At 65.1% G+C, this 14292-nt stretch carries 13 protein-coding genes; 5 read left to right on the top strand and 8 right to left on the bottom strand.

The window, feature by feature from the left end; genetic code table 11:
* Nucleotides 1-292: 292 nt before the first annotated feature.
* Both aceA and aceB read right to left on the bottom strand, forming a co-directional pair.
* Nucleotides 293-1588, bottom strand: coding sequence for an isocitrate lyase (gene aceA / locus ACCQ16_RS01230; protein ID WP_029818293.1), 1296 nt, complete (start codon nt 1586-1588; stop codon nt 293-295).
* Nucleotides 1589-1747: 159 nt separating this feature from the next.
* Nucleotides 1748-3364: a malate synthase A gene (aceB, locus tag ACCQ16_RS01225; RefSeq protein ID WP_008572247.1), complete on the bottom strand. Its 1617-nt coding sequence runs from the start codon at nt 3362-3364 to the stop codon at nt 1748-1750.
* Nucleotides 3365-3482: 118 nt separating this feature from the next.
* On the opposite strand from aceB, the gene ACCQ16_RS01220 reads away from it, so the two are divergent.
* The 4 genes from ACCQ16_RS01220 to ACCQ16_RS01205 all read left to right on the top strand — a co-directional run bounded on the left by ACCQ16_RS01220 (nt 3483) and on the right by ACCQ16_RS01205 (nt 7343).
* Nucleotides 3483-4439 carry a LysR family transcriptional regulator gene (locus ACCQ16_RS01220; RefSeq protein WP_008572246.1) on the top strand — a complete coding sequence of 319 codons (957 nt, stop codon included), beginning with the start codon at nt 3483-3485 and terminating at the stop codon, nt 4437-4439.
* A gap of 352 nt (nt 4440-4791) precedes the next feature.
* Entirely contained in the window at nt 4792-6054 is a 1263-nt protein-coding gene (locus tag ACCQ16_RS01215) for a cation:proton antiporter (protein WP_011345972.1), read from the top strand.
* Between the two features lie 144 nt (nt 6055-6198).
* The gene (locus ACCQ16_RS01210; RefSeq protein ID WP_029818289.1) at nt 6199-6927 is read left to right on the top strand and encodes a helix-turn-helix domain-containing protein; all 729 of its coding nucleotides are present in this window, start codon (nt 6199-6201) and stop codon (nt 6925-6927) included.
* A gap of 68 nt (nt 6928-6995) precedes the next feature.
* Nucleotides 6996-7343: a VOC family protein gene (locus ACCQ16_RS01205; RefSeq protein WP_011345970.1), complete on the top strand. Its 348-nt coding sequence runs from the start codon at nt 6996-6998 to the stop codon at nt 7341-7343.
* A gap of 161 nt (nt 7344-7504) precedes the next feature.
* Here the strand turns inward: ACCQ16_RS01205 and ACCQ16_RS01200 are convergent, their stop codons facing one another.
* Both ACCQ16_RS01200 and ACCQ16_RS01195 read right to left on the bottom strand, forming a co-directional pair.
* A complete protein-coding gene (locus tag ACCQ16_RS01200; RefSeq protein ID WP_218496830.1) occupies nt 7505-8137 on the bottom strand; it encodes a TetR/AcrR family transcriptional regulator in 633 nt (210 codons plus the stop codon).
* Nucleotides 8138-8146: 9 nt separating this feature from the next.
* Nucleotides 8147-8368 (bottom strand): hypothetical protein, encoded by a 222-nt coding sequence (locus ACCQ16_RS01195; RefSeq protein ID WP_041469969.1) that lies wholly within the window; start codon nt 8366-8368, stop codon nt 8147-8149.
* Here ACCQ16_RS01195 and ACCQ16_RS01190 point away from each other — a divergent pair.
* Complete coding sequence (locus tag ACCQ16_RS01190) at nt 8367-9422, top strand: MBL fold metallo-hydrolase (RefSeq protein ID WP_277573048.1); 1056 nt, start codon at nt 8367-8369, stop codon at nt 9420-9422. The two genes, ACCQ16_RS01195 and ACCQ16_RS01190, sit on opposite strands and share 2 nt — an antisense overlap.
* 394 nt (nt 9423-9816) lie before the next feature.
* Here the strand turns inward: ACCQ16_RS01190 and dcp are convergent, their stop codons facing one another.
* The 4 genes from dcp to arfB all read right to left on the bottom strand — a co-directional run bounded on the left by dcp (nt 9817) and on the right by arfB (nt 14284).
* The gene (gene dcp, locus ACCQ16_RS01185) at nt 9817-11985 is read right to left on the bottom strand and encodes a peptidyl-dipeptidase Dcp (protein WP_372380175.1); all 2169 of its coding nucleotides are present in this window, start codon (nt 11983-11985) and stop codon (nt 9817-9819) included.
* 120 nt (nt 11986-12105) lie between these two features.
* Nucleotides 12106-13122: an isoaspartyl peptidase/L-asparaginase family protein gene (locus ACCQ16_RS01180; protein ID WP_277573050.1), complete on the bottom strand. Its 1017-nt coding sequence runs from the start codon at nt 13120-13122 to the stop codon at nt 12106-12108.
* A gap of 98 nt (nt 13123-13220) precedes the next feature.
* On the bottom strand, nt 13221-13850 hold the full coding sequence (locus ACCQ16_RS01175) for a lysophosphatidylcholine acyltransferase (protein ID WP_011345965.1): 630 nt from the start codon (nt 13848-13850) through the stop codon (nt 13221-13223).
* A 2-nt stretch (nt 13851-13852) separates the two neighbouring features.
* Nucleotides 13853-14284 carry an alternative ribosome rescue aminoacyl-tRNA hydrolase ArfB gene (gene arfB / locus ACCQ16_RS01170; protein WP_029818283.1) on the bottom strand — a complete coding sequence of 144 codons (432 nt, stop codon included), beginning with the start codon at nt 14282-14284 and terminating at the stop codon, nt 13853-13855.
* Nucleotides 14285-14292: the final 8 nt, after the last annotated feature.

Below are 14292 nucleotides of genomic sequence, written 5' to 3'. Positions count from 1 at the left end.
CCCTTAGGCCAGCCTGCACCATTAGCCCATGGACAAATCCTACAGGACCCCCTTGTTCAGCACCAGATCACACTATTTCTCACCAAGAAAGAGACGAATTGACGGGTATCGGACGTAAAAAAAGGGCTCGGTTCTCCGAGCCCTTCCCCCTCCCAGGGTAGCGCAATGTGGCGCCGGTTGAATCTGCCTTGGTCGGCTATTGCTGTAGCAACAGCTGCATCAACTCAGCGCCAGGTGTCGCTGCACTGCATTGCCTCATGTACAGCCGCTGCCGTTGCGGTGCCGCCAGCCATCAGGCCGCCTTGTCGCTATGGAATTGCGCTTCTTCGGTGGAGCCACGCAAGGCGGTGGTGGACGATTGCCCCTGCTGGATCACCTGCGTCACTGCATCGAAATAACCGGTGCCTACTTCGCGCTGGTGCTTGACTGCGGTAAATCCCCTCTCCGCCGCCTCGAACTCGGCCTGCTGCAATTCGACGAACGCACTCATCTGCCGGCGCGCATAGCCGTGCGCCAGATGGAACATGCCGTAGTTCAAGGCGTGGAAGCCAGCCAGGGTGATGAACTGGAACTTGTAGCCATAGCTCGCCAGTTCGGTCTGGAATTTGGCGATGGTGGCATCGTCCAGATTCTTCTTCCAATTGAAACTCGGCGAGCAGTTGTAGGCCAGCAATTTGCCGGGGAACCTGGCATGGATGGCCTGCGCAAACGCACGCGCAAATTCCAGGTCCGGCTTGCCGGTTTCGCACCAGATCAGGTCGGCGTACGGGGCATAGGCCAAGCCGCGGCTGATCGCCTGATCCAGGCCATTGCGGGTCTTGAAGAAGCCTTCGACCGTGCGCTGCCCGGTGGTGAACGGTTGGTCGTTGGCATCCACGTCACTGGTGATCAGGTCGGCGGCTTCGGCGTCGGTGCGTGCAATCAGTACCGTCGGCACGCCCAGCACGTCGGCAGCCAGGCGCGCGGCATTCAATTTTTCGATCGCCTCACGCGTGGGCACCAGCACCTTGCCGCCCATGTGGCCGCACTTCTTGACCGAGGCCAGTTGGTCTTCGAAATGCACGCCAGCCGCGCCGGCTTCGATCATCGCCTTCATCAGTTCGAAGGCGTTGAGCACGCCACCGAAACCGGCTTCGGCGTCGGCCACGATCGGCTGCAGGAAGTCGATGGCATCGTTGCCTTCGGCATGGTGCAACTGGTCGGCGCGCAGCAAGGTGTTGTTGATGCGCTTGACCACCGCCGGCACCGAATCGGCCGGGTACAGCGATTGGTCCGGATACATCTGCCCGGCCAGATTGGCGTCGGCGGCAACCTGCCAGCCGCTCAGGTAAATCGCCTTCAAGCCGGCCTTGACCTGCTGCATGGCCTGGTTGCCGGTCAATGCGCCCAGCGCATTGACGAACGGCGTGGCATGCAATGAGGTCCACAATTTTTCCGCGCCCAACCGCGCCAGCGAGTGCTCGACATGCACGGTGCCGCGCAGGCGCACCACATCGGCGGCGCTGTAATTGCGGGTGATGCCGCTCCAGCGCGGGTTGTTGGACCAGTCCTGCTGCAGTTGTTCGGCGCTTTGCAGTGTGGTGCTCATCTTGCGTTCTCCTGAGAGGTACGACGGATGGAACGAGGAAGGAATGGTGGGCATGCGGCATGGCAAGGCCGTCGTTGCGCGTGCGTGCGCAACGGGCGTTGGAATGCGTTGAAGTGGAGCCTGCGCGACGCCGGTGGCAGGCGTCTCCGCAGGGTGAAATCAATCGATCAGGCGGTACGCCGGTACGGTAAGGAAGTCCGCCAGTTCGTCGGCGCGGCTCAACTCTTCGAGTAAGGCGATCGCTTCATCGATCCGTGCAGCGCCGGGCAGCGCGGTGGCGGTTCCCAGCCGTGCAGGCAGTGCGCGCAAGGTGGCCTGCAGCAAGTGTTGATCGATGGCGGTGCCATCATCCAGGTGCTGGCCGTGATGCAACCACTGCCACAGCTGCGCGCGGCTGATTTCGGCCGTGGCGGCGTCTTCCATCAGGTGGTGGATCGGCACGCAGCCATTGCCGTCCAGCCAGGCCGCCAGATAGCGCACGCACACTTCGACATTGCCTTCGAACCCGGCGCGGGTGACATTGCCCGGCGAGGGCGCGATCAACATGTCGCGCGTCACCTGCACGTCATTGCGCACTACATGCTGCTGATGCGCGGTGGGCATGTGTTCGTCGAACAGTTTCATCGCCACCGGAATCAGCGCCGGATGCGCCACCCAGGTGCCATCGTGGCCGGCGGTCACTTCGCGCAACTTGTCGGCACGCACGCGGGCCATGGCCTGTTCGTTGGCGGCTTCATCGTGATTGATCGGAATCTGCGCGGCCATGCCGCCCATCGCATGCGCACCGCGGCGATGGCAGGTCTTGATCAACAGCTCCGAATAGGCCTTCAAAAATGGCTGGGTCATGGTGACCTGGCCGCGTTCGGGCAGCACGCGGTCGCGGTGCGCACGAAAGGTTTTCAGGTAGGAAAAGATATAGTCCCAACGCCCGCAGTTCAGGCCCACGATGCGCTCGCGCAGCGCGTGGAGAATTTCGTCCATCTCGAACACCGCCGGCAGCGTTTCGATCAGCACGGTGACCTTGATCTGCCCATGCGGCAGGCCCAGCATCGCTTCGATATGCGCCAGCGCGGTGTCCCACAGTGCGGCTTCTTCCATGCTCTGCAGCTTGGGCAGGTACAGGTACGGGCCGCGGTCCTTGGCCAGCAACGCACGGCCATTGTGGAAGGCAAACAGCGCCGCATCGAACAGGCCGCCGGCCAACGGCTGGCCGTCGATCAACACGTGCTTTTCGTCCAGGTGCCAGCCGCGCGGGCGCACGATCAGCACTGCACGTTCGGCCTCCGGGCGCAGGGCGTAGTGCTTGCCGTTGGGCGCATCGAAGCTGAGGTCACCGCGCACCGCCGCAGCCAGGGTGCGCTGGCCGGCCAGCAGGTTGCGCCAGGTCGGCGCGGTGGAATCTTCGAAGTCGGCCATGAACACCTTGGCGCCGGAGTTCAGCGCATTGATGACCATCTTCGGGTCGGTCGGGCCGGTGATTTCGACACGGCGGTCCTGCAGTGCCGCCGGCAGGGGAGCCACACGCCAATCGCCGGCACGGATGGCCTGGGTATCGGTACGGAAGTCCGGCAGCTGACCGGCATCGAAAGCGGCCTGGCGCTGGCGCCGCTGGGCCAGACGCTGCTGGCGGCCGGGCTCGATCGCCCGGTGCAGCGAAACCAGCAGGGCCAGCGCGGCGGCCGGCAGCAGCTCTGCCTGGCCGGCGATCTGGGTGGTCAGCGCAATACCGGGCGTGGCGTGGTCGGTGGGACGGGGAGCAAACGCGGTGGCAGCCATGTGGGGGTCCTTGTGCATCCGGACCTGCACCGTGCGCCCGATACAATTATTTGACAAAGCAGTTTTATCAATGCTGTAAATAAGTTCGACTTATATTAGACCAGCGCAACGCACGCTCATGGCGCCAACCCCGCGATTTTCCTACAAATCTGATCGCCTCAAGCCGCTGCGCGCATTCTGCCAGACAGTGCGGCTGGGCTCTGTCTCACGGGCCGCTGAGGCGCTCTATGTCAGCCAGCCGGCCGTGACCCTGCAGCTGCAGGCACTGGAGCGTGATCTGGGCGTGCCGTTGTTCGAACGCTCCGGTCGACGCATGGCACCCAGCCGCGAAGGCCAGTTGCTGTACGACATGGCGCAACCGCTGGTGGAAAGCCTGGATGGGCTGGAAGCGAGCTTTCGCGAAAAGGTGCGCGGGCTGGATGCCGGCGAGCTCAATATCGCCGCCAACAGTTCCACCATCCTGTACCTGCTGCCGCGCATCGTGGCCAACTTCCGCGCGCGCCACCCGGACGTGCGGCTGACCCTGCACAACGCCATCAGCGCCGATGGCACCGACCTGCTGCGCGAAGATGAAGTGGATCTGGCGGTTGGCTCGATGCTGGATGTGCCGGCCGACCTCAACTACGCGCCGGTCTACCGTTTCGAGCAATTGCTGATCACCCCGCCCGATCATCCATTGGCCGGCAAGGCCGAGGTCTCGCTGCAGGATCTGTCGCCATATCCATTGATCCTGCCGCCGCGCCGGCAGGTGACCTACCGCCTGGTCGATCTGGTCTTTCAGCAGGCGCGCGTGCCCTACACCGTGGCACTGGAGGTGGGCGGCTGGGAGGTGATCAAGCAATACGTGGCGATGGGCATGGGTATTTCCATCGTCACCGCGATCTGCCTCACCGATGCCGACCGCGACAAGCTGGCCACGCGCTCGCTGAAGGATTTTTTCCCGACCCGCAGCTACGGCGTGGTGGTGCGCAAGGGCAAGTATCTGTCGCCGCAAGCACGCGCGTTTATCGAGCTGATTCAGCCGGATCTGTTCACGCCGCGTGGCTATGACGAGAGCGGCGATTCGGAGCGTTGAGTCGTTCGCGATGGCCCGGCGTCATCGTCTGGCATCGCGGCCATGCGAGCACGCGTCGCGCCATCCATCACGCACATCCGCCGGAAGATGCTGGATCAAGCGCGCCAAACGTGTGTGCCCTGCAGCAATGCGAGCGAACGCGACAAGATGCGTGACCTGCATTCGACCATCTATCCCTCACGTCAGGACGCATTGCCTGCGCGCGTTGATCGCCAACCTGATCGCAGCGCGTCGCCACGCATACACTAAGCGCCGGCATGCCGCGCATCGCCGTGTCGTCGGCTGGGGGAAACTTGCCGATGCCCTGCAGGACGCGCGGCTGAGCCGACTCAACCACTGGGATGCTCACGCGATGAATCCGACCACGTTGTTGCTGGTGCAGTTGGCAGTGATCCTGGGCGCTGCGCGCCTGTGCGGTGCGTTGCTGCAACGCATTGGGCAGCCGCCGGTCATCGGCGAAATGGCGGCCGGGTTGTTGCTCGGTCCGATCGCATTCGGTGCCTGGCTGCCCGACCTGCACATGGCGTTGTTCGCCGCCAGAAGCCTGCCGCCGCTGTCCGGCCTGGCCACGATGGGCGTGGTGCTTTTCATGTTCGTGGTCGGTGTCGAATTGCGTGCGCCAGAAGGCACCAAGGCGCAAGTGCGCGCCTCGATCCTGGTGGGCGTGTCCGGCATCGTGTTGCCGCTGCTGCTCGGACTGGCTGCCGCGCCGTGGCTGTTCCCGCGCTTCGCACCGCAAGGCGTCAGCTTCTGGCCATTCGCGCTGTTCATTGCCGCGGCGATGTCGGTAACGGCATTTCCGGTGCTGGCGCGCATCCTCAAGGACCGCAACATGACGCGGACGCCCGCCGGCCGCCTGGCGCTGGGCGCGGCCGTGATCGACGACGCCACGGTATGGATCTTCCTGGCGATCGTGCTGACCTTGACCGGCAACAACGCGCATGGCGGCGTGGCGTTCACGGCCATCGGTGCGTTGGTCTTGATCGCCGCCGTGTTCGGTGTGCTCAAGCCTGCCTATGCGCGCGTGCTGCGCGCACGCGCGCATGACGGCCGGTATGCACCGAGCGCGCTGGTATGGGTCTTGATCGGTCTGCTGGCGTGCGCCGCGCTGGCGGAGTGGATCGGGCTGCATGCGATCTTCGGTGCATTCCTGTTCGGCATTTGCCTGCCGCGCGATGACCGCCTGCTGGAACATCTGGCCGGGCGTATCGAGCCGCTGGCCATCACCCTGCTGATGCCGGTGCTGTTTGCGGTTGCCGGTCAAGCCACCAGCCCTGGCGCATTCGCCGGCGCCGGCCTGAGCGGACTTGTGCTGGTGATCGGGGTGGCGGTGGGCGGCAAGTTGCTCGGCTGCACGCTGGGTGCGCGCCTGAGCGGCCATCACTGGCGCGACAGTCTTACCGTGGGCTCGCTGATGAACGCACGCGGGCTGATGGAGTTGGTGGTGATCAAGATCGGCCTGGATAGCGGCGTGATCGGGCCGGATCTGTTTACGCTGTTGTTCGGCATGACGCTGGTGACCACGGTCATGGCCTCGCCGATGGTGGCCTGGTTCCAGCGCAAACGGCACGCAGCAGCCGATGCGCTGGCCGCAAGCAATTCACCTCACGGATGAGGGCGCGATGGTGCTGCGGTGCCGCGTCAGGCCCGATACCGTGCATGCAACTGGGCTGCCGTGCAGTGCATGCCATTGAATCATGGCGCGCTCCACGTTGCGGCACTGCACACGCCCGCATCCGCTCTCACGCAGAGTGCCGTCATGTCCGACCCAGCTGAGCCGTGTTATGCCGAAAGCGCGGCACCGCCTGCGTTACGCGCGCAGCTGCAGTGCAGCTGGCAATTTCGCCAGGGCAGTCACGCGCCGCAACCGGTGCTGGTGTTGCCCGATGGCAGCGTCGATCTGATCTGGAATGGCAGCGAAGTATTCGTCGCCGGGCCGGATCGCATTGCCAATCCCGCATCGGTGGCGGCAGGCACGACGTTGACCGGTGTCCGTCTGGCAGCGGGCGTGGCAGCCGGTCTGCTGCAGCTGCCGTTACACGCCATTGCCGACCAACGCGTTGCGCTGGAAACGCTGTGGGGCGAGCGGGGCCGCACATGGCAGCATCGCCTGGAAGACGGCGCCGACCCGTTACAGACCTTGCAGGCACTGTGCCAACAGCACGCCGCAGCGCGCGATCCGCAGATGGCTTGGCTGTTCGAACAACTGACCGTCGGCGCGCCGACCCGGCTAAGCGCGTTGACCGACGCGTTGGGAATCAGCGAGCGCTCGCTGCGCCGCCGCTGTCAGGACGCGTTCGGCTACGGCAGCAAGACGCTGGAGCGCGTCCTGCGCCTGCAGCGCTTCCTGCGGATCGTGCGAAGGCACCGCAACTTGACCGAGGCCGCGCTGCATGCCGGCTACGGCGATGCGCCGCATCTGGTGCGCGATGCACGTCAACTCACAGGGCTGAGTCCGCGCGCACTGGTGCAGCAGCATGCACGCTGAGTTGGCCGTTTTCGCCAAGCCACCGGCGTGCGCCATCTGCATGCTGTGCACTCGCTCAGGAGCACGCCATGACCGACACCACGCAGCACCGCATCGATTATCTGGAATTTGCCGTCGACTCGATTGCCGTTGCCAAAGCCTTTTACGGGCAGGCCTTCGGCTGGACATTTCAGGACTACGGCCCTGACTACTGCGAATTCCGCGACGGCCGCCTGAGCGGCGGTTTCTTCCATGGCACGCCGCAGCCGGGTGGCGCGCTGGTGGTGCTCGCCTCCGATGATCTGGCGCGCAGCCAGGCGCGTATCGAAGCGGCAGGTGGACGCATCACCCAACCGGTGTTCGCGTTCCCGGGCGGGCGCCGTTTTCACTTTGCCGACCCGCACGGCTATCCCTTGGCAGTGTGGTCAAAAGACTAAGCGCAGCTGGCAAAACGCCTACGCGCGCCGCCAGGCGGGCGCAGCCGGTGCGCGAAGTCGGGGCATGTCTCACTCGTCCGCTGCGCCTGTGAGTGCGCCGGCTGCGCTCACCTGACGACTACTCGCTACGCCTTGTTAGCAAATGAACGGGCTGCCCGCGCTTATTTGCGCGCGTACAGCCCCAGGAACATCGCCACCGCCGATTCGGCCACCTGCGTCTGTTGCTGCGGCGACAGCGGCGGCTGGCCCATGGTGATCTGCGGCCAGAACGCAAAGCCCTTCACCAGCGCCTGCAACTGCTGCGCGGCGAATTCAGGCTCTACGCCTGCCAGCCGGCCATCGGCCAGTGCGGCACGCAGCCAGGCGGTGGTGCCCTCTTCCTTGCTGCCCAGCTGCGACAACAATTCGCGCGCACGCGCCGGCGAGTGGATGCCTTCGGCGATGGCCACGCGCGACAGATCGATGAACGCCGGGTCGTCCAACAGCCGCAGTTTCTGTTGCAGCAGGGCGATCAACTGCAGGTGCAGCGGTTGGTCGGGCCGATAGGCCAGGTTCACCGCCTCGGCGCTGCGTTGCCACAGTCCGCGCAAGATCTCGCCGAACAAGGCGTCCTTGCTGGGGAAGTGGTTGTAGACCGTGCGTTTGGAAACGCCGGCGGTGGCGGCCACGCGGTCCATGCTGGTCGCTTCGAAGCCGTGCTGCCGGAATTGGGCAATGGCGGCCTCCACGATGGCGTTGCGCTTGCGGTCGGTCAGGCGCTGGGGCGTGGCCGGAGGGGAAGATGCGGTCGACATGGGGCGATTTTACACCCGGCAGTTTACTTTCACGAAAATAAAACTACACTGTGTAGTGTAATCAGTGCTGGTGCGCTGTGCGGTTGTCACCCCGCCGCCGTTGGTCTGTAGGAAGCTGCCTGTACGCCCGTCCATGCCGATCCTGACGCCAGGTCCACCCAGTGCTTGCTGCATCGCCGTTGCCTGATCGCTCGTCCTTCTGCTCTCCCACGTCTTGCCCGGACTTCCTATGGCTTCCCCACGCCCTTCCCCGTATGTCGATTCGCCGCAGTTTCGCGCTGGCCGCTTCCGTAATGCGATGCCGTTGCCGACCACCGTCATGACCCTGCGCGAGCAGCTCGGCCTGATGTGGGCCATGGTATTCGGCAAGCCCCGCACCACGGTGCCCTCCGCGCCCTTGCCGGTGCAGCCGCTGACACGCGCGCAACTGCTGGCCGCACCGGATCGCAGCCTGTACCGGCTAGGCCATTCCACCCTGCTGATGAAGCTGGCGGGCGGGCTGTGGCTGACCGACCCGGTGTTTTCCAAACGCGCCTCGCCGGTGCCGTTCGCCGGACCCAAGCGCTTCCACGCCCCGCCGATTGCGCTGGACGCGCTGCCGCCGCTGGCTGGGGTGATCCTGTCGCATGACCACTACGACCATCTCGACCGCGCCACCATCGGTGCGCTGGCCGACCGTGTCGGCGTGTTTGTCGCCCCGTTGGGCGTGGGCGACCTGCTGGTGCGCTGGGGCGTAGACCCGGCCAAGGTGCGGCAGCTGGATTGGTGGGAGTCGATCAGCGTTGCCGGCCTGCAGCTCACCGCCACCCCGTCGCAACATTTTTCCGGCCGCGGGCTGTTCGACAATGGACGCACGCTGTGGTGTTCCTGGGTGATCCAGGCAGGTGACCTGCGTTTGTTCTTCAGCGGCGACGGCGGCTATGGCCCGCACTTCAAGACCATCGGCGAGCAGCTCGGGCCGTTCGATGTGGCATTGATCGAAAACGGCGCCTACGACCACATGTGGCCGCACGTGCACATGCAGCCGGAGCAGACCTTGCAGGCGTTCATCGACGTCGGCGGCCGTAGCCTGCTGCCGATCCACAACGGCACCTTCGATCTGGCCATGCACGCGTGGCAGGAGCCGCTGGACCGGATCGTGGCGCTGGCCGACTCTGCTGGTGTCGCACTGATCACCCCGTGCATGGGCGAGCGTGTGGACTTGAATGCCCCCGGCAACCGCGTGCGTTGGTGGCGGCAGGACGCTGCGGCCACTGCGTCGGATGGAGTGGTGGCAACGCCGTAAATGGCCGGCTGCGGGGCCGGCGTGGGTGGCGGGTGTGGCTACGCCATGGTGCGTGTCATGCTTGTCGACGCCCTGGTGACCGCGTGCACAGCGCGACGCAAAGATCGGCAAGGTCGGTCTCTTCGACATCGCGAGTGCCACTGCCACGTGTCTCGATCTGCGCGTCTCGCACTGCAGCGGCAGGCATGCGGATACGACCGGCATGACGTGGCACGTACCCGGGCACGGTGCGTTAAAAACTGAATGCTGATCCTGAAAGTGGCAATACCGTCATGTAGCGCGTACATGCGCACAAACAAAAAACGGGATGGCACGTGGCCATCCCGTCTTGATTGCTCAGCACTGGCCAGGCATGCATGCCTTCGCATGCAAACATCGCCTACGCAGCACACGCTTACTCGGTCAATCCACGGTTTTCCAGCAGCGCCTTGACGCTGGGGTCCTTGCCGCGGAAATCGCGATACAGCGTGGCCAGATCGACGGTGTTGCCGCGCGAGAGGATCTTGGCGCGGAAGGTGTCGCCGTTCTTGCGGGTGAGGCCGCCGTTTTCCTTGAACCATTCGAACGCATCGTCGTCGAGCACTTCCGACCAGAAGTACGCGTAGTACCCGGCCGAATAACCGCCGCCCCAGATGTGGTCGAAGTAGCTGCTGCGATAACGCGGCGGCACTTCGGCCAGATCCACCTTGAAGCGCTTCAAGGCGTCGGCTTCGAACTTGCTCACGTCCTGCAGCGGCGCGTCGGCCGGCTGGGTGTGCCAGGCCAGATCCAGCAGCGCCGCCGACAGGTATTCGGTGGTGGCGTAGCCGCTGTTGAAGGTCTTGGCCTTCTTGATCTTTTCCACCAGCTCGGCCGGCATCGGCGCGCCGGTCTGGTAGTGCTTGGCGTAGTGGGCGAAGACCTTCGGATCGGAGGCCCAGTGCTCGTTGAACTGCGAGGGGAATTCCACGAAGTCGCGCGAGGTGCTGGTGCCGGCAATCGAGGGATACTTCACCTTGGAGAACATGCCGTGCAGCGCATGGCCGAACTCATGGAACAAGGTGGTGACGTCGTCAAAGCTCAGCAACGCCGGCTGGCCGGCGGCCGGCTTGGTGAAGTTGCACACGTTGTAGACCACCGGCTTGGCACCGGTAAGGCCGTCCTGCTCGACGAACACGTCCATCCACGCGCCACCGGACTTGCTGTCGCGCTTGAAGTAGTCGGTGTAGAACAGCGCCATGGAAGTGCCGTCGGCATCGAACACCTCATACACCTTCATGTCCGCGTGATAGGTCGGGATGTCGGTGCGCTGCTTGAAGGTGATGCCGTACAACTGCGTGGCCGCGTAGAAGACGCCGTTCTGCAGCACGTTGTCCAGCTCGAAATACGGCTTGATCTGCGCCTCGTCCAGGTCGTACTTGGCCTTGCGCACCTGCTCGGCGTAGAAGTCCCAATCGGAGGCGGCGAGTTTGAAGTCTCCCTTCTGCGCGTCGATCACCTTCTGCATCTCGGCCACTTCGCGGCGTGCCTTGGCGGTGGCCGCCGGCACGGTGTCGGTCAGCAGCTTGAGTGCGGCGTCCGGGCTCTTGGCCATCTGGTCGCCCAGGCTGTAGGCGGCGTAATTGTCGAAGCCGAGCAGCTTGGCCTTCTGTGCGCGCAGCTGCGCCAGGCGCTGGATGGTCTGGCGGGTGTCGTTGGCATCGCCCTTTTCCGCACGCGTTTCCGAGGCCTTGAGCACGTCGGCGCGCAGCTGGCGGTCCTTCAGCGAGGCCAGCACCGGCTGCTGGGTGGTGTTCTGCAGGGTCAGCAGATACTTGCCATCGAGCTTGCGCGCCTTGGCCGCATCGGCGGCGGCGGCGATGTCGCCCTCGCTCAGGCCGTCGAGCCTGGCCTTGTCGTCCACCACCACCGCACCGGCGGCCGAGGCGGCCACCAGACGGGTATGGAACTGGGTGGAGAGCGTGGTTTCTTCGATATTGAGCTTGCGCAGGCTGGCCTTGTCGGCCTCCGACAGCTGGGCACCGGCGCGTACCAGCTCTTCGTAGTCGCGCTCGACCAGACGCTTCTGCTCCGGGTCCAGATTCAGCGTGTCGCGCTGGTCGTAAATGGTTTTGACGCGTGCGAAGAGTTTGGGGTCCAGATTGATCTCGTCTTGGTGCGCAGCCAGCTTGGGCGCGATCTCTTCCTGGATCTTCTGGCGTGCGTCGCTGGTGTCGGCCTGCACCAACCCGAAGAAGATGCGCGACACGCGCGTGAGCGTTTCGCCGCTGCGCTCCATCGCCTCGATGGTGTTGTCGAAGCTGGGCGGCTCGGGGTTGTCGGCGATCTTGCGGATGTCGGCCAGGTGCAGGCGCATGCCTTCTTCGAAGGCCGGCAGGTAATCGGCGTCCTTGATCTTGTCGAACGGCGGCGCCTGGAACGGCAGCGTGCTGGCGGTCAGCAGCGGGTTCGGCGCAGCATCCGCGGCCGGGGTGGTGGCGGTCTTTTCGGGCACGGTGGTGGACTCCTTACCGGACGAATCTTTTCCAGAACAAGCAGCCAGTGCCAGGGTGATGGCAGCGGCCAGAACGACGGTACGCGACATGGCGTGTGATTCCTGAGTGGGTAGCGCAGCCGGTCACGCTAGCGGGTTTGCGCAGCGTCGGCATGTGCCGTTGGATTGGGAAGATGGGTGCGGTTGAGGATGCGCGCGCTGATGCGCGCGCTACAGCGTCTCGTCCTTGAAGATCGCCACGTGCGGGGTGCCGTCGGCGCCGATCCAGCCGCGGTACATGCCTTCGGTATTGAACGGGAATGCGGCGTTGCCCTGCGCATCCAGCGCGATGGCACCGCCGTCGCCGCCGGCATTGGGAATCTCCTGGTCGATCACCGTGTCGGCGGCCTGTTGCAACGACTGCCCGGCGTACTTCATGCGTGCGCAGATGTCGTAGGCCGCCACCGCGCGGATGTAGAACTCGCCCCAGCCGGTGCCCGACACCGCGCACTGGCTGTTGGCGTAGGTGCCGGCGCCGATGATCGGCGCATCGCCGACGCGGCCGTAGCGCTTGTTGGTCATGCCGCCGGTGGAGGTGCCGGCGGCCAGGTGTCCCGCGCGATCCAGCGCCAGCGCGCCCACAGTGCCGAAATGCTTGGCGGTTTCCAGATCCAGTTCGGCCTGCGCCTGGCGGTCGCCGGCTTCGGCCTTGCGCGCTTTCTGCAGCTGCTGCCAGCGCTTGTCGGTACGGAAATAACCCGGGTCGACCAACGTGACGCCCTGCTCGCGCGCGAATTGTTCGGCGCCGTCACCGACCAGCATCACGTGCTTGGAATGGTCCATGACGCTGCGCGCCAGCTGGATCGGGTTCCTGACCGTATGCACGCCGGCAATCGCGCCGGCCTTGCCGGTGGCGCCGTCCATGATTGCGGCATCCAGTTCGTTCTTGCCGTCATGGGTGAACACCGCGCCGCGCCCGGCGTTGAATTGCGGCGCATCCTCCAGCACGGTGATGGTGGCCGCCACCGCGTCCACCGCGGTGCCGCCACGTTGCAACACCGCATGCCCGGCACGCAGCGCGCGTTGCATCGCCTCGCGCGCCTGCGTCTGTTCCTCGCTGGAAAGGCTGGATTTCTCCACCCCGGCGCCGCCGTGGATCACCAGCATCGGCGTGGCCGCCAGCGCTGGGCCGGCAGCAAGCAGGAGCGAGAGCGACAAACACAGTGCGCGTGCGGACAAGCCCATCATGGTGTTTCCTCGGTGGAGGCAGCGAGGTGCCCGGCGGCGCCGGTCATGAATGCAGGCGACCGGCAGCGGCAAAACCTTTCAAGCACGCGGCCGCATTCTCACAGCGTATCGCGATGCTTGCCGCGCCACGGCCGGTACCAGGTGCGGATGGCGGCGATATCGGCGGCCATGTCGTTACCGGTCCAGAACGGCTCGCCGATGCCCACCGTCTTGCTGGGGTAGTCGAAATACACCGGCAGGATCGGCACATTGGAATCGGAAGCGATCTTCCAGAAGCCGGCCTTCCACTGTTCCACCCGCTTGCGCGTGCCTTCGGGGGTGATCACGTACCACATCTGCTCGGAGTTACGGATCAGCCGCACCGCCTGGCCGATGGTGCCCTGTGGCGAGCTGCGGTCCAGCGGAATGCCGCCGAGCTTGCGCAGCAGCGGGCCCAGCGGCCACCAGAACAGCTGCGCCTTGCCCAGCACGCGCACTTCAAAACCCAGCGCGAACTTGGCCGCAAAGCCCAAAAAGCCGTCCCAGTTGGACGAATGCGGGGCCACGATCATGACCAGCTTGGGCTCGTCGGGCAGCCGCCCGAGCAGGCGCCAGCCGGTCACGCGCAAGGCGGTACGGCCCAGCCAACGGATGAAGCGGCCATGGGCACGCGGCATCCGGGGCGGAGATGGCTGCAGCAGGATGTTGGCCTGTGTTACCGGTGGCAACGACGGGTCGGGTTGACTCACGCTTACTCCCAGTGGGACGCAGAGCGTCCACGCTTGATTTGGCTGCGTTCCCGCTTGGCATCCAGCCGCCGCAGCTTGGCACCATGACTCGGTTTGGTGGCGACCCGGCGCTTGGGCACCGACAGGCACGCACTGATGATTTCGACCAGCCGCTCGCGCGCATCGTCGCGGTTGCGGTCCTGGGTGCGGAAGCGCTGCGCGTCGATCACCAGCACGCCGTCGGCCGTCATGCGGCGGTCGCGCCGCGACAGCAGCCGCGCCCGCAACGGCTCGGGCAGCGACGGCGACCCAGCCACGTCGAAACGCAGCTCCACCGCAGTGGACACCTTGTTGACGTTCTGCCCGCCGGCGCCGCTGGCACGCACGAAGCGTTCGACGAGTTCGCTGGGCGGAATCGTCAGGCTGGGGGTGATCTGGATCGGTTCGCTGGCCATGTGCGCCG

Source organism: Xanthomonas sp. NCPPB 1062, from assembly GCF_041481705.2.
Taxonomy (GTDB): domain Bacteria; phylum Pseudomonadota; class Gammaproteobacteria; order Xanthomonadales; family Xanthomonadaceae; genus Xanthomonas; species Xanthomonas euvesicatoria.
Note: the sequence above shows the minus strand (reverse complement) of the source record. Positions and strands in the feature narration are given on the sequence as shown.

Bases quoted from the DNA above. Each gene is read 5' to 3' on its own strand.
- aceB (WP_008572247.1), bottom strand. From the start codon at position 3,364: ATGGCTGCCACCGCGTTTGCTCCCCGTCCCACCGACCACGCCACGCCC.
- ACCQ16_RS01210 (WP_029818289.1), top strand. From the start codon at position 6,199: ATGTCCGACCCAGCTGAGCCGTGTTATGCCGAAAGCGCGGCACCGCCT.
- ACCQ16_RS01220 (WP_008572246.1), top strand. From the start codon at position 3,483: ATGGCGCCAACCCCGCGATTTTCCTACAAATCTGATCGCCTCAAGCCG.
- ACCQ16_RS01200 (WP_218496830.1), bottom strand. From the start codon at position 8,137: ATGTCGACCGCATCTTCCCCTCCGGCCACGCCCCAGCGCCTGACCGAC.
- ACCQ16_RS01215 (WP_011345972.1), top strand. From the start codon at position 4,792: ATGAATCCGACCACGTTGTTGCTGGTGCAGTTGGCAGTGATCCTGGGC.
- ACCQ16_RS01190 (WP_277573048.1), top strand. From the start codon at position 8,367: ATGGCTTCCCCACGCCCTTCCCCGTATGTCGATTCGCCGCAGTTTCGC.
- ACCQ16_RS01180 (WP_277573050.1), bottom strand. From the start codon at position 13,122: ATGATGGGCTTGTCCGCACGCGCACTGTGTTTGTCGCTCTCGCTCCTG.
- aceA (WP_029818293.1), bottom strand. From the start codon at position 1,588: ATGAGCACCACACTGCAAAGCGCCGAACAACTGCAGCAGGACTGGTCC.
- dcp (WP_372380175.1), bottom strand. From the start codon at position 11,985: ATGTCGCGTACCGTCGTTCTGGCCGCTGCCATCACCCTGGCACTGGCT.
- ACCQ16_RS01205 (WP_011345970.1), top strand. From the start codon at position 6,996: ATGACCGACACCACGCAGCACCGCATCGATTATCTGGAATTTGCCGTC.
- arfB (WP_029818283.1), bottom strand. From the start codon at position 14,284: ATGGCCAGCGAACCGATCCAGATCACCCCCAGCCTGACGATTCCGCCC.